Source organism: Blastococcus sp. TML/M2B (assembly GCF_016612865.1).
In the GTDB taxonomy this organism is placed as follows: domain Bacteria; phylum Actinomycetota; class Actinomycetes; order Mycobacteriales; family Geodermatophilaceae; genus Blastococcus.
This window is the reverse complement of sequence record NZ_JAENZZ010000001.1, coordinates 1,091,732-1,108,909: the sequence shown is the minus strand read 5'-3', so window position 1 is coordinate 1,108,909 and position 17,178 is coordinate 1,091,732. Positions and strand designations below refer to the sequence as shown.

General features: G+C 72.6%; 14 protein-coding genes, 2 tRNA genes and 1 pseudogene. 5 read left to right on the top strand and 12 right to left on the bottom strand.

Translation table 11 applies throughout. The features are described from left to right. Positions 1-27 precede the first annotated feature (27 nt). Genes JKP75_RS05405 through JKP75_RS05390 form a run of 4 tightly spaced genes read right to left on the bottom strand, consistent with a single transcriptional unit; the run spans position 28 to position 3,416 of the window. A complete protein-coding gene (locus JKP75_RS05405) occupies positions 28-1,170 on the bottom strand; it encodes an NADH:flavin oxidoreductase/NADH oxidase (protein ID WP_200492234.1) in 1,143 nt (380 codons plus the stop codon). A 12-nt stretch (positions 1,171-1,182) separates the two neighbouring features. Beyond that, positions 1,183-1,587: a DUF4233 domain-containing protein gene (locus tag JKP75_RS05400; protein ID WP_200492235.1), complete on the bottom strand. Its 405-nt coding sequence runs from the start codon at positions 1,585-1,587 to the stop codon at positions 1,183-1,185. Then, complete coding sequence (locus JKP75_RS05395; protein WP_200492236.1) at positions 1,584-2,939, bottom strand: folylpolyglutamate synthase/dihydrofolate synthase family protein; 1,356 nt, start codon at positions 2,937-2,939, stop codon at positions 1,584-1,586. The genes JKP75_RS05400 and JKP75_RS05395 overlap by 4 nt, the downstream gene beginning before the upstream one ends. A gap of 39 nt (positions 2,940-2,978) precedes the next feature. Then, positions 2,979-3,416: a YccF domain-containing protein gene (locus JKP75_RS05390; protein ID WP_200492237.1), complete on the bottom strand. Its 438-nt coding sequence runs from the start codon at positions 3,414-3,416 to the stop codon at positions 2,979-2,981. An 84-nt stretch (positions 3,417-3,500) separates the two neighbouring features. Here JKP75_RS05390 and valS point away from each other — a divergent pair, with 84 nt between their 5' ends. Next, on the top strand, positions 3,501-6,086 hold the full coding sequence (valS, locus tag JKP75_RS05385; protein ID WP_200492238.1) for a valine--tRNA ligase: 2,586 nt from the start codon (positions 3,501-3,503) through the stop codon (positions 6,084-6,086). Positions 6,087-6,138: 52 nt separating this feature from the next. Here the strand turns inward: valS and JKP75_RS05380 are convergent, their stop codons facing one another. The 7 genes and pseudogenes from JKP75_RS05380 to JKP75_RS05350 form a co-directional block, all read right to left on the bottom strand. Beyond that, complete coding sequence (locus tag JKP75_RS05380) at positions 6,139-7,056, bottom strand: DUF559 domain-containing protein (protein ID WP_200492239.1); 918 nt, start codon at positions 7,054-7,056, stop codon at positions 6,139-6,141. 197 nt (positions 7,057-7,253) lie between these two features. Continuing rightward, a pseudogene (clpX, locus tag JKP75_RS05375) lies at positions 7,254-8,523 on the bottom strand (ATP-dependent Clp protease ATP-binding subunit ClpX). A 323-nt stretch (positions 8,524-8,846) separates the two neighbouring features. Continuing rightward, positions 8,847-9,476, bottom strand: coding sequence for an ATP-dependent Clp protease proteolytic subunit (locus JKP75_RS05370; RefSeq protein ID WP_200492241.1), 630 nt, complete (start codon positions 9,474-9,476; stop codon positions 8,847-8,849). 16 nt (positions 9,477-9,492) lie between these two features. Further along, the gene (locus tag JKP75_RS05365) at positions 9,493-10,131 is read right to left on the bottom strand and encodes an ATP-dependent Clp protease proteolytic subunit (RefSeq protein ID WP_375335662.1); all 639 of its coding nucleotides are present in this window, start codon (positions 10,129-10,131) and stop codon (positions 9,493-9,495) included. A gap of 287 nt (positions 10,132-10,418) precedes the next feature. Next, a complete protein-coding gene (gene tig, locus JKP75_RS05360; protein WP_200492242.1) occupies positions 10,419-11,867 on the bottom strand; it encodes a trigger factor in 1,449 nt (482 codons plus the stop codon). Between the two features lie 232 nt (positions 11,868-12,099). Next, a tRNA-Pro gene (locus tag JKP75_RS05355) sits at positions 12,100-12,176 on the bottom strand. Between the two features lie 52 nt (positions 12,177-12,228). Beyond that, positions 12,229-13,671, bottom strand: a complete 1,443-nt coding sequence (locus tag JKP75_RS05350; protein ID WP_200492243.1) for an amidase — start codon at positions 13,669-13,671, stop codon at positions 12,229-12,231. A 77-nt stretch (positions 13,672-13,748) separates the two neighbouring features. Here JKP75_RS05350 and JKP75_RS05345 point away from each other — a divergent pair. The 3 genes from JKP75_RS05345 to JKP75_RS05335 all read left to right on the top strand — a co-directional run bounded on the left by JKP75_RS05345 (position 13,749) and on the right by JKP75_RS05335 (position 16,160). Next, positions 13,749-13,822 (top strand) — tRNA-Gly (locus JKP75_RS05345). Between the two features lie 76 nt (positions 13,823-13,898). After that, a complete protein-coding gene (locus tag JKP75_RS05340; protein WP_200492244.1) occupies positions 13,899-15,110 on the top strand; it encodes a cytochrome P450 in 1,212 nt (403 codons plus the stop codon). 138 nt (positions 15,111-15,248) lie between these two features. Then, positions 15,249-16,160: an Fpg/Nei family DNA glycosylase gene (locus JKP75_RS05335; protein ID WP_200492245.1), complete on the top strand. Its 912-nt coding sequence runs from the start codon at positions 15,249-15,251 to the stop codon at positions 16,158-16,160. 8 nt (positions 16,161-16,168) lie between these two features. Here the strand turns inward: JKP75_RS05335 and JKP75_RS05330 are convergent, their stop codons facing one another. Then, positions 16,169-16,687 (bottom strand): hemerythrin domain-containing protein, encoded by a 519-nt coding sequence (locus tag JKP75_RS05330; RefSeq protein ID WP_200492246.1) that lies wholly within the window; start codon positions 16,685-16,687, stop codon positions 16,169-16,171. Between the two features lie 70 nt (positions 16,688-16,757). On the opposite strand from JKP75_RS05330, the gene JKP75_RS05325 reads away from it, so the two are divergent. Next, entirely contained in the window at positions 16,758-17,177 is a 420-nt protein-coding gene (locus JKP75_RS05325; RefSeq protein ID WP_309229534.1) for an MmcQ/YjbR family DNA-binding protein, read from the top strand. The last annotated feature ends 1 nt before the right edge of the window (position 17,178 follow it).

Below are 17,178 nucleotides of genomic sequence, written 5' to 3'. Positions count from 1 at the left end.
GCCTACGGCCCGGGCCGCACCCCGCGGTCACGCACCGGCGCCGGCCGCCGGCCAGCCGATGCTCGGCTCGTGCCCGCGGAAGTTCCGCAGCCACCAGGCCCAGTCCTCGGGGACCAGGCCGAAGGGGTCCGGGTGGCCCAGCTCGCGGGCCGCCCACACCGGCCAGTGCGGATTGGCCAGCGCCGGGCGGCCGAGCAGGACGACGTCGACGTCGCCGGACCGCACCGCGGCGTCGGCGTCCTGGGGCACGCCCAGGTTCCAGCTGGCCGCGACCGGGATGCCGAGCTCCCGCTTGATCCGCCCGGCCCGCTCCACCCAGGCCGCGGGCTGGCTCCACAGCGGGTCGGTCATCGCGTCGGTGTTGCCGCCGAAGCTCAGCTCGGCGAGGTCCAGGCCGCGCTCGGCCATCCAGCGCAGCGCCACGACCGCGTCCTCGAACCGGGTGCCCTCCGGGTTGAAGTCGTCGGCGCCGAGCCGCACGGTCAGGGGCAGGTGCTCGGGCCAGACCGCGCGGACGGCGTCCAGCGCCTCGAGCAGGAACCGGGCGCGGTTCTCCGGGCTGCCGCCGTACTCGTCCTCGCGCTGGTTGGCCAACGGCGAGAAGAAGCTGGAGCCCAGGTAGCCGTGGGCGAAGTGCAGCTCCAGCCACTCGTACCCGGCCGCGGCCGCCCGCACCGCCGCCTCGGCGTACCGCCGGTGCAGCGCCCGGATCTCCTCGACCGTGAGCGCGTGCACCGGGTACGGCCGGCGCGGAGCGCCGTACGGGATGGCCGACGGGCCGACGACCTGCCAGCCCCCGGGCGCGTCCGGGGCGATCTGCCCCCAGCCCGCCCACGGCGGCTCCTCGCTGCCGCTGCGGCCGGTGTGCCCCAGCTGGATGCCGGGCACGGCCCCCATGCTCCGCAGCATGGCGGTGACCCGCGCGTGCCCCTCGATCTGCGCGTCGTCGTAGAGACCGGCGCAGGAGAGGCTGGTGCGCCCCTCCGGACTGATCGCGATCTGCTCCGGGAAGACCAGCCCGAACCCGCCGGCCGCCCGCGCCCCCAGGTACATGAGGTGGAAGTCGTCCAGGCGCCCGTCGGTCGACCGGTACATCGTCATCGGGCTCATCCCGATGCGGTTGCGCAGCGTGACGCCCTTGAGGGCGAACTCGTCGAACAGGTGCGGCACGCCGGTCCGGTCTCAGTCGGTGGTGGGGGCGGTGCCGCCGTCGGCCGGGCCGGGCAGCTGGACGGGGCCGAACGCCGAGCCGATGAGCTGCTTGCGCACCTGCAGCAGGTAGAGCCAGATGAGCACGAACGCGCCGGCGACGAACCACATGGCGCTGTTCATCAGGCCGGTCGCCAGCAGCGGCACCTGCAGGGCGGTGCCGATGACCAGCCCCCGCTCCCGCCGCTGCACGCCGCTGGCGAGGATCAGCAGCAGCGCGAGGACCAGCAGGAGCGTCAGCCGGACGGCGCCGAGGCCCTCCTCGGTCTGCGCGATGCCGCGGGGCACGAACAGCACGGCGATGCCCTCGAGCACCAGGATCGCCGCGGCGGCCCCGCCCAGGGCGCGACCGGCGCGGACCGGGTCGGGCGCGGTCACGGACGGCGCCCCGAGAACAGCGCCCGGGCCTCCCCCGCGGTGATCACGCTGCCGGTCACCAGCACCCCGGAGCCGCCGAGCGCGTGGTCCTCCCCGGCCTCGGCCAGCTCGATCGCCTCGTCGATCGCCTCGGGCAGGCGCGGCGAGACGCTGACCCGGTCGGCACCGAAGACGTCGACGGCCAGCGCACCGAGCTCGTCGGCGGGCAGCGCGCGCTCGGAGCTGTTCTGGGTGACCACCAGCTCGGCGCACACCTCCTCGAGCGCGGCCAGCATCCCGGTCACGTCCTTGCCGCGGACGGCGCCGACCACCCCGACCAGGCGGGTGAAGTCGAAGGACTCGCGGATCGCCTCGACCGTCGCGGTCATGCCGGCGGGGTTGTGCGCGGCGTCGATGAGCACGCTCGGGCTGGTGCGCACCCGCTCCAGCCGGCCCGGCGAGCGGACGGCGGCGAACGCGGCCCGGACCGTCTCCTGCTCGATCGGCCCGGTCGCGGCGCCCGCGCCGAGGAACGCCTCGACCGCGGCCAGCGCCGTCGCCGCGTTCTGCGCCTGGTGCGCGCCGAACAGCGGCAGGTAGACCTCGTCGTACTCGCCACCGAGCCCCTGCAGGCGCACCTGCTGCCCGCCGATCGCGACCCGCCGCTCCAGCACGCCGAACTCGGTGCCCTCGCGGGCCACCACGGCCTCCACCTCGACCGCGCGACGCACGAGGGAGTCCAGCGCGCCCGGCTGCTGGTGGGCGAGCACCGCGATGGAGTCGGCCTTGATGATCCCGGCCTTCTCCCCCGCGATCGTGGCGACGTCGGGCCCGAGGTACTCGGCGTGGTCCATCGCCACCGGCGTGACGACGGCGACCCGCGCGTCGGCGACGTTCGTGGCGTCCCACGTGCCGCCCATGCCGACCTCGATGACGGCGACGTCGACCGGCGCGTCGGCGAACAGCGCGTACGCCATCCCGACCATCACCTCGAAGAAGCTCATCGGGTGCTCGCCGGCGGCGTCGACCATCTGCACGTACGGCGCGATGTCGGCGTAGGTCTCGACGAACCGTTCGGGGCTCACCGGCTCGCCGTCCAGGACGATCCGCTCCCGCATCGACTCCAGGTGCGGGCTGGTGAACCGGCCCACGCGCAGGCCGAAGCCGCGCAGCAGCTCGTCGACCATGCGCGCCGTCGTCGTCTTGCCGTTGGTGCCGGCCACCTGGATGACCGGCATCGCGCGGTGCGGGTTGCCCAGGAGGTCGACCAGCGCGTTGATGCGGGTCAGCGAGGGCTCGAGCCGGCTCTCCGGCCAGCGCGCCAGCAGCTCGCGTTCCACCCGGGCCAGGTCACCGGTGCTGCCGTTGCTCATCCTGCTCAGGATGCCAGCCCGTGCCGGGACGCCCGCTGCCTACCGCGCAGCGCCCTGGACGACGCCGCTGCCGGCGTGCATCCAGTCGCGCGGGGGCGCGGCCTCGACGACCCGCTTCACGAGGGGGAACAGCCCGACGGCGGCCAGCTTGAACGACGCGACGCCGAACGGGATGCCGATGACCGTCAAGCAGAAGCCGATGCCCGCGACGACGTGGACGAGCGCCAGCCACCAGCCCGCCAGGAGGAACCAGAGCAGGTTGCCGACGGCCGAGGCCACCCCGGCACCGGGAGCCCGGACGGTGGTGCGCCCGAACGGCCACAGGACGAAGCCGGCCAGCCGGAACGACGCGATGCCGAACGGGATGGTCACGATGAAGATGCAGGCGATCACGCCCGCCAGCAGGTAGGCCAGCGCCAGGATCCAGCCCTGCAGCACCAGCCAGATCACGTTCAGCAGCAGCCGCAGGGTGTCCACGCATCCTCCACGGACGGCGGGGGCGCGGTGTTCCCCCAGGACGGCAGCGAACGACGTCGTCCCCGGCTTCCTAGGATGCTGGGCATGGCTGCCGACATCTCCCGCCCGGACCCGACGGCTCCGGGAGCCACCGTCGGCGTACCCGAGAAGCCCACGATCGACGGGCTCGAGGAGAAGTGGGTCGAGCGCTGGGCGGCGGATGACACCTACGCCTTCGACCGGGACGCCGCCCTGCAGGCGCCGCGCGAGCAGATCTACTCGATCGACACCCCGCCGCCGACCGCGTCCGGCTCGCTGCACGTGGGCCACGTCTTCAGCTACACGCACACCGACTTCGTCGCCCGCTACCAGCGGATGCGCGGCCGGCACGTCTACTACCCGATGGGCTGGGACGACAACGGCCTGCCGACCGAGCGGCGCGTCCAGAACTACTACGGGGTGCGCTGCGACCCCGCGCTCCCCTACGACCCGTCGTTCGAGCCCCCGGCCAAGGCGGGCAAGGACCAGGTGCCGGTCTCGCGCCGCAACTTCGTCGAGCTGTGCATGCAGCTGACCGAGGCCGACGAGGCCGAGTTCGAGAAGCTGTGGCGCCGGGTCGGGCTGTCGGTGGACTGGACGAACGTCTACCGGACGATCTCCGAGGCCTCCCGCGCCACCGCGCAGAAGATGTTCCTGCAGAACCTGGCCCGCGGTGAGGCCTACGCCCAGGAGGCCCCGACCCTCTGGGACGTCAGCTTCCGCACCGCCGTCGCCCAGGCCGAGCTGGAGGACCGCGAGCGGCCGGGCGCCTACCACCGCGTGGCGTTCGCCGGCCCGTCCGGCCCGGTGCACATCGAGACCACCCGCCCCGAGCTGCTGCCCGCCTGCGTCGCCCTGGTCGCGCACCCCGACGACGAGCGCTACCAGCCGCTGTTCGGGAAGGCGGTGCGGACGCCGATCTTCGACGTCGAGGTGCCCGTCGTCGCCCACCGCCTGGCCGAGAAGGACAAGGGCTCGGGCATCGCGATGATCTGCACCTTCGGCGACCTGACCGACGTCATCTGGTGGCGCGAGCTGCAGCTGCCGACGCGCGCGGTCATCGGCTGGGACGGCCGGTTCCTGGCCGAGCCGCCGGCCGGCGTGCCCGCCGGGCCCTACGCGGAGCTCGCCGGCAAGACGTCGTTCAGCGCCCAGCAGCGGATCGTCGAGCTGCTGCGCGAGTCCGGCGCCCTGAAGGGCGACCCGAAGCCGATCACCCACCCGGTGAAGTTCTACGAGAAGGGCGACCGCCCGCTCGAGATCGTCACCACGCGCCAGTGGTACATCCGCAACGGCGGCCGCGACGCCGACCTGCGCGAGGCGCTGGTGGCCCGCGGCCGGGAGATCCAGTGGGTGCCCGAGCACATGCGGCACCGGTACGAGAACTGGGTCGAGGGCCTCAACGGCGACTGGCTGATCAGCCGCCAGCGGTTCTTCGGCGTCCCGTTCCCGGTCTGGTACCGGCTGGACGCCGAGGGCGAGCCGATCCACGACGAGCCGATCCTGGCCGCGCCGGAGTCCCTGCCGGTGGACCCCTCCTCCGACGTGCCGCCGGGCTTCGACGAGTCGCAGCGCGGCGTCCCCGGCGGGTTCATCGCCGACCCCGACGTCATGGACACCTGGGCGACGTCGTCGCTCTCGCCGCAGGTGGCCTCGGGCTGGGACACCGACCCGGAGCTGTTCGCCGCGGTCTTCCCGATGGACCTCCGCCCGCAGGCGCACGACATCATCCGCACCTGGCTGTTCTCGACCGTGGTGCGCTCGCACTACGAGTTCGGCACGGTGCCGTGGTCGCACGCGGCGATCTCCGGGTTCGTCGTGGACCCGGACCGCAAGAAGATGTCGAAGTCGAAGGGCAACGCGACGACGCCGATCGACGTCCTGGAGCGGTACGGCACCGACGCCGTCCGCTGGCGCGCCGCCGGTGCGCGCCCGGGTGCGGACTCGCCGTTCGACGAGACGCAGATGAAGGTCGGCCGCCGGCTGGCGATGAAGATCCTCAACGTCGGCAAGTTCGTGCTGGGCCTGGGCGCCTCGGCGTCCTCGACGGTCGACCAGGTCACCGAGCCGATCGACCTGGGCATGCTCACCGCGCTCGGCCGGGTGGTCGACGAGGCGACGGCGGCGTTCGAGGCCTACAACTACACCCGCGCGCTCGAGGTCAGCGAGACGTTCTTCTGGTCGTTCTGCGACGACTACGTGGAGCTGGTGAAGTCCCGCGCCTACGGGTCCGGGGCGGCGGCGACCTCCGCGCAGGCGGCGCTGGCGGTGGCGCTGGAGGTCCAGCTGCGGCTGTTCGCGCCGGTGCTGCCGTTCGTGACCGAGGAGGTCTGGTCCTGGTGGCAGGCCGGCTCGGTGCACCGCGCCGTGTGGCCGGTGGCCTCCGCGCTCCCCTCGGGCGGCGACCCCGCCGTGGTGACGGCGACCGCCGCCGCCCTGGCCGGCGTCCGCAAGGCCAAGTCCGACGCCAAGGTCTCCATGCGCGCCGACGTCGAGACGGCGACCGTCACCGCCCCCGCCGCGCAGGTGCCGCTCATCGAGGCCGGCCGCGCCGACCTGGTGGACGCCGGCCGGATCGCCACGCTGTCGGTGCAGCCCGGCGACGGCGAGCTGACGGTGGCCGTCGTCCTCGCGGAGGTCGCAGAGGCCTGACGCGCCTCGACGGTGTGCGCTGGTCGGCAGCTCCGGGCCCGGGAGCTGCCGGCTAGCGCACACCGTTGCCCACGATGAGCGATCGGCGGGCGGCGTGGGCGGCCCGGATGTCGCGGCGGCAGTCCTCGGGGTGCAGCGTGAGCCGGCGGTAGCCGAAGCGCAGCGTCTGCCAGCCGACGGTCGCCAGCAGCGCGTCGCGCCGGATGTCCCGCTCGCGCTGCCGGCGGGACCCGTGCCAGGCGGCGCCGTCCATCTCGACGGCGAGCGCGACCTCCTCGTACGCCGCGTCGAGCGCGAACACCTCCCCCGCGACGACGATGCGGCGCTGCTGCACGAACGGCGGCATTCCCGGGCCCCGCAGCACCTGCAGGCAGCCCCAGATCTCCAGCTCGCTCTGGCACCCGGCAGCGAGCAGCTCGACCACCCGCGCGAGCTCGGCGCGGCCCGGCAGGCGCGGGCGGCGGGCGAGCTCGTCGGCCAGCTCGCTCACCGACGCCTCCCGGCGCCGGACGGCGGTGATGGCTGCGGCCCGCACGTCGGCGCGGCTCAGCGGCGCGGGCCGCCCCCAGGTGTCGACGAGCGACCGCTCCACCGAGGTGACCGAGGTACTGCCGACCCGGCGCCGCTCGGCGTCCACGCCGGCCGAGCGGTGCACGGTCACCCCGCGGGACCCGCGGGCGCTGCGGGTCAGGTCGACGGTGACGTGGACCGGGCCGGGCGGGTGCTCGACCAGCCCCCACAGGGCCAGAGCCGTGACGTGGCTGGCCACGCCGCCGCGGGCCAGCGCGGCGGCCAGGCGGACCCGCCACTCCCCCGCGGCCTGCGGCAGCGCGTAGACGCCGGGACGCAGCAGGACCAGCTTCCCCGCGGCGACCCAGGCGCCGACGGCGCGGGCGCTGATCCGCCGCTGCAGCTCCGCGGCGGTCGCCCACCCGGCCTCACCCACGACCGCTGCCACGTCCCGCGTCATGGCGCCAGGCTGCCGGGCGTCGGGCGCGGTCGGGGTCGGTCAGCCGGATCTGTGGACGGCGGCCGGCGACGGTGTGCGCGGGTCGGCAGCTCGATCGCCCGGAACTGCCGATAAGCGCACACCGTCGGCGACGCACTTCTCGGGACACGCGAACGGCCCGCCCCCGGTGGGGGCGGGCCGTTCAACGGTCGCTCAGGTCAGGCGGACTTCTCGCGGCGCTCGCGGGTGGGCTTGCGCGGCACGATGGTCGGGTTGACGTGCTCCAGCACGACCTCCTTGGTGATCACCACGGAGGCGACGTCGTCCCGGCTGGGGACGTCGTACATCACCGACTGGAGCACCTCCTCCATGATCGCGCGGAGCCCGCGGGCGCCGGTGCCGCGGAGGATCGCCTGGTCGGCGATGGCCTCGAGCGCGTCGTCGGTGAACTCCAGCTCCACGCCGTCGAGCTCGAAGAGCTTCCGGTACTGGCGCACCAGGGCGTTCTTCGGCTCGGTGAGGATGTTGATCAGCGCCTCGCGGTCCAGCTTCTGCACGCTGGTGATCACCGGGAGCCGGCCGATGAACTCGGGGATCATGCCGAACTTCAGCAGGTCCTCGGGCATGACCTCGGCGAAGGCGTTGGCCTCGGCGATCTCGGCCTTGCCGCGGACCTCGGCGCCGAAGCCGATCCCCTGCTTGCTGGTGCGCTGCTCGATGACCTTCTCCAGGCCGGCGAACGCGCCACCCACGATGAACAGCACGTTCGTCGTGTCGATCTGGATGAACTCCTGGTGCGGGTGCTTGCGGCCACCCTGCGGGGGCACCGACGCCGTCGTCCCCTCGAGGATCTTCAGCAGCGCCTGCTGCACGCTCCTCACCGGAGACGTCGCGGGTGATCGACGGGTTCTCGCTCTTGCGGGCGATCTTGTCGACCTCGTCGATGTAGATGATCCCGGTCTCGGCCCGCTTCACGTCGTAGTCCGCGGCCTGGATCAGCTTGAGCAGGATGTTCTCGACGTCCTCGCCGACGTAGCCGGCCTCGGTGAGCGCCGTGGCGTCGGCGATCGCGAAGGGGACGTTGAGCATCCGCGCGAGGGTCTGCGCCAGGTGGGTCTTGCCGCACCCGGTCGGGCCCATCAGCAGGATGTTCGACTTGGCCAGCTCCACGCCCTCGTCGCGGCGGTCACCGCCGGCCTGGATCCGCTTGTAGTGGTTGTAGACGGCCACCGACAGCGTCCGCTTGGCCTTGTCCTGGCCGATGACGTACTGCTCGAGGAAGTCGTGGATCTCCTTCGGCTTCGGCAGCTCGTCGAACTTGAGGTCCGAGGACTCCGAGAGCTCTTCCTCGATGATCTCGTTGCAGAGGTCGATGCACTCGTCGCAGATGTAGACCCCGGGGCCAGCGATGAGCTTCTTGACCTGCTTCTGGCTCTTCCCGCAGAAGGAGCACTTGAGCAGGTCACCGCTCTCACCGATTCGTGCCACCTGCTGACCTCCACCTCGGATTCGCAGCCCTGGAACCAGGTGCCTGCGTCGTCGTCGTTGCTGCTCTTCAGCCGCTGCAGTCCCCGCTCCGCGGGGCTCTCGTCCCGGTGCTGTCGACCGGGGTCGGGCGTCCGCCGAACGTACCTGCCGCCACCGACGCCGCCGGGCAATGACTCACCCGGTTCGGTTCCGGCGCTTCCCACTTCCGTACCGCTCGCCTCTCGGCCCAGTTCCGGCCCGGGAGCGCCTCCCGAACCGTTGGACCCTTCGACGGTACGAGCCGGGGACGCGACACGCGCGGCCCCGGCTCGCGCCGTCGGGGATCAGACCGAGGGGAGGGCGTTGAGCTTCCGGCTCTGGATCACCTGGTCGACGATCCCGTACTCCTTGGCCTCCTCGGCGGTGAGGATCTTGTCGCGGTCGATGTCGGTGCGGACCTGCTCGGCCGTCCGGCCGGTGTGCCGCGCCAGGATCTCCTCCATCTGCGACCGCACCCGCTGGATCTCCGCGGCGTGGATCTCGAGGTCGGAGACCTGACCGCCCGCCTCGCCCGACGGCTGGTGGATCAGCACGCGGGAGTAGGGCAGGGCCAGACGCTTCCCCGGCGTCCCGGCCGCGAGCAGGACGGCGGCGGCCGAGGCGGCCTGGCCCATGCACACGGTCTGGATGTCGGGACGGACGAACATCATCGTGTCGTAGATCGCCATGAGCGAGGTGAACGAGCCACCGGGCGAGTTGATGTAGATCGTGATGTCGCGGTCCGGGTCGGTGGACTCCAGCGTGATCAGCTGGGCCATGACGTCGTTGGCCGAGGCGTCGTCGATCTGCACCCCGAGGAAGATGATGCGCTCCTCGAAGAGCTTGTTGTAGGGGTTGGACTCCTTCATGCCGTAGCTCGTGCGCTCCACGAAGGAGGGCAGGATGTACCGGCTGGAGGGCATCTGGAAGCTCATGTCAGTCCCTCCGGACTCAGTTGTCGGTGACCGGGTTGGCGCTGTCGGTCATGGTCGCGCGGCTGACGACGTGGTCGACGAAGCCGTACTCGAGGGCCTCCTGCGCGGTGAACCACCGGTCGCGGTCGGAGTCCTTCTCGATCTGCTCGACGCTCTGGCCGGTGTGGAAGGACTGCAGCTCGTTGAGCTCCTTCTTCGTCCGGCGGAAGAGGTCGGCCTGGATGGCGATGTCGGCCGCGGTGCCGCCGACGCCCGCCGAGGGCTGGTGCATCATGATCCGCGCGTGCGGCAGGGCGTAGCGCTTGCCCTTGGTGCCGGCGGTGAGCAGGAACTGGCCCATCGAGGCGGCCAGGCCCATGCCGTAGGTGGCGACGTCGCAGTCGATGAACTGCATCGTGTCGTAGATCGCCATGCCGGCGCTGACCGAGCCGCCGGGCGAGTTGATGTACAAGTGGATGTCGGTCTTCGGGTCCTCCGCCGACAGCAGCAGCATCTGCGCCGCGAGCTGGTTGGCGATGACGTCGTCCACCTGCGTGCCGAGGAAGATGATGCGCTCGCGCAGCAGGCGCTCGTAGACGGAGTCTCCGAGGTTCATCATGCCGCCGGCGCCGCGCATCATGGGGGCGCTCGCGAGGTTCGGGTGGGTAGTGCTCACGGGTGCGGTGACCTCCGTAGGACTGTCGAGCAGTCGGTCTCGGTGGACTGGTGAGTCGTGGTGCGGGGCGATGGTGCGGGCTTCGACGGCCCTCCGGAGAGCGGTGCTCCCCGGCGATTCGCCTGAGTCCTGTCGACCCTAACGCGCACCTCCGACGGTGCAGTCCCGCGACGGGTGGTGTTCGCCGTCGGCGCAGCGGCCGGACCGGCCAGGACGTCCCGGAACGACGGACGCCGCCCCACCCGGCATCGGGTGGAGCGGCGTCGCGTGCGGTGCTGCGGGGGCGATCAGGCCTTGTCGACGACCTCGGTGTCCTCGACGGCGCCCTCGGCCGCCTCGACGGCGGTGGCCTCGGCGGCGAACTCGGCGTCGGCGGCGTCCTCGTCAGCGGCGTCCTCGGCCGGGGCCTGGACCGTCTTCGGGCGGAGCGCCTCGAGGTCGACGACGGTGCCCGACGCGTCGGTGATCGTCGTCTGCTCGAGCAGCTGGGCCAGCGTCTTCGTCCGGCGCACGTCGGCGACGAACTCGGCGATGTTGTTGCCCTGCTGCAGCTGCTGCGCGTACTGCTCCGGGCTCATCCGGTTGCGCTGGGCCTGGGCCATGATCTGCGCGGAGAGGTCGTCGTTGTCGACGGTGACCTCACGGGCGTCGGCGATCGCGTCCAGGATGAACTGCGTCCGGACGGCCTCCTCGACGTTCTTGCGCTGGTCGGCGTCGTAGGCCTCGCGGCTCTCGACACCGGACATCTTGAGGAAGCTGTCCCAGTCCATGCCGGCCTGCTGCAGCTCGCCCTCGAAGGCGCGGTTGCGCCACTCGATCTCGCGCTCGACCAGGTTGTCGGGCATGGGCACCTCGACGGCCTCGAGCAGGTGCTCGACCAGCTTGTCGCGGGCCTGCGCGCCCTGCTGGATCACCTTGGTGCGGGCCAGGCGGGTGCGGACGTCCTCGCGCAGCTCGTCGAGGGTGTCGAACTCGCTGGCGGTGGAGGCGAACTCGTCGTCGAGCTCGGGGAGCTCCTTCTCCTTCACCGAGCGGACGGTGACGGTGACGTCGGCGGTCTCGCCGGCGTTGGGGCCGGAGAGCAGCGCGGTCTGGAAGGTCTTGGACTCCTCGGCGGACAGCCCGCGGACGGCGTCGTCGAGGCCCTCCATGAGGTTGCCGGAGCCGACCTCGTAGGACATGCCGGTGGTGGAGCCGTCCTCGAGCACCTCGTCACCGAGCTTGGCCTCGAGGTCGATGGAGACGAAGTCGCCGTCCTGGGCGGCCCGCTCGACCGACTGCAGCATGCCGAAGCGCTCGCGCATGACGGTGATCTGCTGGTCGATCTCCTCGTCGGTGACCTCGACGTCGTCGACGGTCACGGACAGGTCCTCGAGCGGGGGCAGCTCGAGCTGCGGGGCGACGTCGACCTCGGCGGTGAACTCGAGGGTCTCGTTGTCCTCGAGCTTGGTCACCTCGATGTCGGGCTGGCCGAGCACGCGGACCTGGTTCTCGCGGACGACCTCGGAGTAGACCTCCGGGATGGCGTGCTGGACGACCTGCTCCAGGACGACGGGCCGGCCGATGCGCTGGTCGAGCACGCGGTTGGGGACCTTGCCGGGGCGGAAGCCGGGGACGCGGACCTGCTTGCCCAGCTCCTTGTAGACCTCACCGAAGGCGTGGTCCAGGTCCCCCCAAGCCACCTCGATCGCCATCCGGACCCGCGTGGGGCCGAGTTCCTCGATGGTGCTCTTCACAGCGGCAGTGCTCCTCGATAAAGACAGTGGGTGGGGCGCTCGGTGCTCGACAGCGCCGCGTCGACCCACGAGTCTACGGGCGACGGGCGAGCGCACGCCGGGCCGGGATGCGGCCGGCGGCTGGTCGGGGTGACAGGACGTGAGCCTGCTGCACGACCTGGTCGGGGTGACAGGATGTGAGCCTGCTGCACGACCTGGTCGGGGTGACAGGATGTGAGCCTGCTGCAAGACCTGGTCGGGGTGACAGGATTTGAACCTGCGGCCCCCTGCTCCCAAAGCAGGTGCGCTACCAAGCTGCGCCACACCCCGTGGCCGGGCCGAGTCTAGGGCCCCGGCCGGTCGTGGACGGCCGGGCGACGTCTCAGGCGGAGACCGGCGGACGGCGGTCCGCCCACGGCGCCGCGTCCTCGAGCGCTGCGGCGACCCGGACGAGCACGTCCTCCCGCCCGAAGGCCGCGACGATCTGCACCCCGACCGGCAGCCCGTCGGCGGTCCAGTGCAGCGGCAGGCTGACCGCCGGCTGGCCGGTGACGTTGAACTGGGCGGTGTAGGGCATGAAGGCCCCCACGCGTCGCCCCTCCTGCTCCGGGCCGGCTGCGGCGAACCAGCCGAGCTCCGGCGGGGGTGCGCCCACCGTCGGGGTGACCAGCAGGTCGAAGCCGCGGCCGCCCTGCTCCGTCGGCGTCCAGAAGGCGGCCATCTGCCGCGCCCAGGTCGCCAGCTCGGCGCGCGCGGCCAGGTAGTCGGCGGACGACATCTGCCGGCCCATCGCCCGGTAGGTCGCGTTGCGGCGTTCCAGCTCCTCGTCGCGCACCGGGCGGCCCAGGAGGCGCTCGTGGGCGGCCAGGGCCAGGGCGATGTCGGCGGCGATGGTGGCGCCGAAGCCGCGCATGAACCGCTCGTCGAACATGACGTCGGGGGTGGTGGGCTCGACGGCGCAGCCGAGCTGCTCGAGGAGCCGCCCGGCGCGGTCCACGGCGGCGCGGCAGTCCGGCGACGGCTCCCCCGGCTCGGTGTCGAGGATCCCGACGCGCAACCGGCCGACCGGGGCACCGACCTCGTCCGCGAGGGCTCGGGGCAGCGGCGGGGCGACGTAGGGGTCACCGGGCATGGCGCCGCTGATCAGGTCGAGGACGGCGGCGGCGTCGCGCACCGTGCGGGTGACCACGCCGTCGGTGGTGGCGCCGGCCCAGCTCTCCCCCACCTCCGGGCCGTGGCTCACGCGCGCGCGGGTGGGCTTCAGACCGACCAGCGCGCACTCGGACGCCGGGATGCGGATCGATCCCCCGCCGTCGCTGGCGTGGGCGACCGGGACCATCCCGGCGGCGACGGCCGCCGCCGAGCCGCCGCTGGAGCCACCGGCGGAGTGCCCCGGGTTCCACGGGTTGCGCGTGGGGCGGTGGGCCGCCGGCTCGGTCGTGATGGTGGTGCCGAACTCGGGCACGTTGGTGCGGCCGAGGAAGACGAATCCGGCGGCGCGGAACTGCTGCGCGACGTAGCTGTCGGTGGGCCAGCGGACGTCGGCGTCGCGCAGGAACGAGGTGCCGTAGTTCGTGGCCTCGCCCGCGACGTGGCAACCGAGGTCCTTGAGCAGCATCGGGACGCCGCGGAACGGGCCGTCGGGGAGCTCGCCCCCGGCCTCCTTGCGGGCGTCGTCGAAGCGGTCGCGGATCACCGCGTCCAGTTGCGGGTTCACCCGCTCGATGCGCTCGATCGCGGCGTCGACGAGCTCGGCCGGGCTCGCCTCGCCGGAGCGCACCAGCTCGGCCTGTGCGGTGGCGTCCATCCACGTGGTCTGCGTCACGTCGAGCACCGTAGCGGCGTCCGGCCCGGGGCGGCGCGGCCGCGAGCGCTCCGGCCGTTAGGCTGTCCGGGCACCTCGCGGGTGTAGCTCAATGGTAGAGCCCCAGCCTTCCAAGCTGGCCATGCCGGTTCGATCCCGGTCACCCGCTCCACATCCTCGCCATGGGTGGATGCGTGTCCGCGCAGCTCAGCAGGGCGTGGGCGCTGCTTCCCCTGCTAGCTTCCGGCATGACCACGACTGCGCCGCGCATCGACCTGCTCGACACGACGGCCTTCGCCGGCAGCCAGCCGCACGAGCAGTTCCGCTGGCTGCGCCGGCACGACCCGGTCCACCGCCACGCCGACCCGCGCGGGCCGGACTTCTGGGTCGTGACGCGGCGCGCCGACGTCATCGCGGTCGAGAAGGACCACGAGACCTTTTCATCCGAGCCCTCGATCATGATCGCCGACGCCGGCGGGGCGCTGGGATCCGGCGATCACCAGATGATGATCTCGTGCGACCCGCCGCTGCACACCAGCTACCGGCGGCTGGTGCACGAGGAGTTCACGCCGAGGGCGGCACAGGCCCTCAGCGGCCGTATCGGCGAGCTGGCCGCCACGATCGTGGACCGGGTGGCCGGCCGGGGCGAGTGCGACCTGGTCGCGGACGTCGCCGGCGAGCTGCCGTCGTACGTCATCGCGGAGCTGCTCGGCATCCCGCTCGAGGACGGCCGCCGCCTCTACCACCTCACCGAGACCATCCACGCCGACCCCGTGAAGGTGCCGGAGGGTGCCGGCACGAAGGCAGTGCTGGAGATGTTCGGCTACGCCTCGCAGGTGGCGGCGGAGAAGCGCGCGAAGCCCGGCCAGGACCTCGCCAGCCGGCTGCTGCACGCCGAGGTCGACGGCCGGCGGCTGGACGAGATGGACTTCGGCCTGTTCTTCCTGCTCCTCGTCGACGCGGGTGGCGACACCACCCGCAACCTGGTCGCGGGCGGGGTGCAGGCGCTGTTCGACCACCCGGGAGAGCGGCGGCGGCTGCAGGCCGACCTCGATGGCCTGCTCGGGCCGGCGATGCACGAGATGTTGCGCTTCGTCAGCCCGGTCATCTACATGCGTCGCACGGCGACGCGGGACACCGTGCTCGGCGGCCGGCAGATCTCCGCCGGTGACAAGGTCGTCGTCTACTACGGCTCGGCCAACCGCGACGAGACGGTGTTCGACGAGCCGGACGCGTTCCGGGTCGACCGCAGCCCCAATCCGCACATCGCATACGGGGTGGGCCGCCACACCTGCCTGGGCATGCACATCGCCCGAGTCGAGATCACCGCGATGCTGCGCGAGATCCTCACCCGGCTGCCCGACATCGAGCCGGCGGGACCGCCGACGTGGCAGGACTCCGCGTTCATCTTCGGGCCGCGCACGATGCCGGTCCGCTTCACTCCCGTTCGGGCGCGCTGAGGTCACGGCCTCTCCGACCGCACATCGGGGTCACGCCCCTCGACTCAGGGTCCGACGGGGCGTCCGAGCACGTCGTTCCGAGGAGATGCCGTTCTCGTCGCGACGGCGGGACCGTCAGCCGGCGGGCACCATGGGAACGTGCCCGAGGGAGACAGCGTCTGGAAGGCCGCGCGCCGGATGCGCGGGCACCTGGTCGGCCGCACCGTCGTGCGCAGCGACTTCCGCGTCCCGCAGCTCGCCACGGCCGACCTCGCCGGCCGCACGATCACTGCGTTCGACTCCTACGGCAAGCACATGCTCACCCGCTTCAGCGGCGGGCTGACGCTGCACACCCACTTCCAGATGGACGGCGCCTGGCAGGTGGTCGGTCCCGGCAAGCGGCTGCCGCGCACCTTCGACGACGAGATCCGGCTGGTCCTGCACACCGACGGCCCGACGGCGTACGCGCTGCGCATGCCGGTGCTCGAGCTCGTCCAGACCGCGCGCGAGGACGCGGTCGTCGGTCACCTCGGGCCGGACCTGCTCGGGCCGTCGTGGGACGAGGACGCGGCCGTCGAGCGGCTGCTGCGCGATCCCGGGCGGCCGCTGGTCGAGGCGCTCTTGGACCAGAAGAACCTCGCCGGCATCGGCAACCTGTGGGCCGTCGAGACCTGCTACCTGCGCGGCTACTCCCCCTGGACGCCGGTGCGCGAGGTCGACCTGCGGGCCACCGTCCGCCTGGCCCGCCGGATGATGCAGCACTCGCTCGACCACCCGGGTCAGGTCACCACGGGCGACACCCGCCGGGGCCAGACCCACTGGGTGTACGGCAGGGCCGAGCGGCCGTGCCGCCGGTGCGGGACGCCGGTGGCCTTCCGGGACTCGGTCACGGGCACGCCCTACTCCCGCGAGACCTGGTGGTGCCCGCACTGCCAGCCCGGCCCCTTCCCGTCCCTGGCCGAGCGGCCCACCCGACCCGGGCTGCGGCGGGGCGTCAACGAGGAGTCCTTCGGCTCGCGCGGCCGGCGGCTGCGCGGCGCGCCCGGGTACGCGCGACGACCTCCCGGCTGACCAGCGCCCTACGCGGTCGGGTCGCCCTCGGGCACCTCGATCGCGACCACCTCGGCCACGTCCGCGTCCTCCCCGGACAGCCCCTCGGCCTCCTCGTGCTCGTCGTGGAAGGCCAGCCAGCGCATCCCGAGGGCCTCGCGCTGCTCGTCGTCGACGGCCTCCTTGAACGGCGGGAAGAAGTCGGTCTCCTCCTCGGCCATGTGGTCGGCGTTGACCTGCCGCGCGTTCCGCACCGCTTCCCACCAGGCCTCGCTGCCGACCTCCTGCTCCCCCACCGCGGCCGCCGCGTGCCGGATCTCGTTGTGGTCGTGCACCCCCTCGGCCGTCTCCTCCTCGCCGTCGGCCTCTTGCGCCAGCAGCGGGTAGAACAGCTGCTCCTCGGCCACGGCGTGCACCTCGAGCTTGGCGTGCAGCGCCTCCCAGGCGGCGGCGAGCTCGTCGGCGGGCAGGTCGTCGAGCGCGGCGAAGTCCCGCCGGAAGATCTCGTGCTCGGCCAGGACCAGCGCGGTGATCTCGAAGTCGGACATGCCGCCCTTGGTACCCGCTCCGCGGCGCGACCGCTCCACGAACGCGGATCCCGCACCTACGCTGCCGGCCGTGACCGCTGACCGGCCGGCGCGGGTCGAGGACGTGCACGAGCTCGCGCAGGCGATGCCGCACGTGACCGTCGTCCACGGGTCGGGCGGCAACGCCGTCTACCAGGTGGGCGGGAAGTCCTTCGTCTTCTTCCGCACCCCGCGGCCGGACGCCGTCGACGCCGAGGGCCGCAAGCTGCCCGACGTGATCGTCTTCTGGGTGCCCGACGAGACGGACAAGCTCGCGCTGGTCCAGGACGAGCGGACGCCGTTCTTCACCACCTCGCACTTCGACGGCCACCGCTCGGTGCTGGTGCAGGCGAGCCGGCTCGGCGAGATCAGCCGACAGGAACTGGCCGAGGTGGTGCAGGACGCCTGGCTCGCCCAGGCCTCCCCCCGCCGCCGGGCGGTGTGGTTGACCGAGCACGGGGCGGCGGACTAGC

Bases quoted from the DNA above. Each gene is read 5' to 3' on its own strand.
- JKP75_RS05395 (WP_200492236.1), bottom strand. From the start codon at position 2,939: ATGAGCAACGGCAGCACCGGTGACCTGGCCCGGGTGGAACGCGAGCTG.
- valS (WP_200492238.1), top strand. From the start codon at position 3,501: ATGGCTGCCGACATCTCCCGCCCGGACCCGACGGCTCCGGGAGCCACC.
- JKP75_RS05380 (WP_200492239.1), bottom strand. From the start codon at position 7,056: ATGACGCGGGACGTGGCAGCGGTCGTGGGTGAGGCCGGGTGGGCGACC.
- JKP75_RS05370 (WP_200492241.1), bottom strand. From the start codon at position 9,476: ATGAGCTTCCAGATGCCCTCCAGCCGGTACATCCTGCCCTCCTTCGTG.
- JKP75_RS05340 (WP_200492244.1), top strand. From the start codon at position 13,899: ATGACCACGACTGCGCCGCGCATCGACCTGCTCGACACGACGGCCTTC.
- JKP75_RS05330 (WP_200492246.1), bottom strand. From the start codon at position 16,687: ATGTCCGACTTCGAGATCACCGCGCTGGTCCTGGCCGAGCACGAGATC.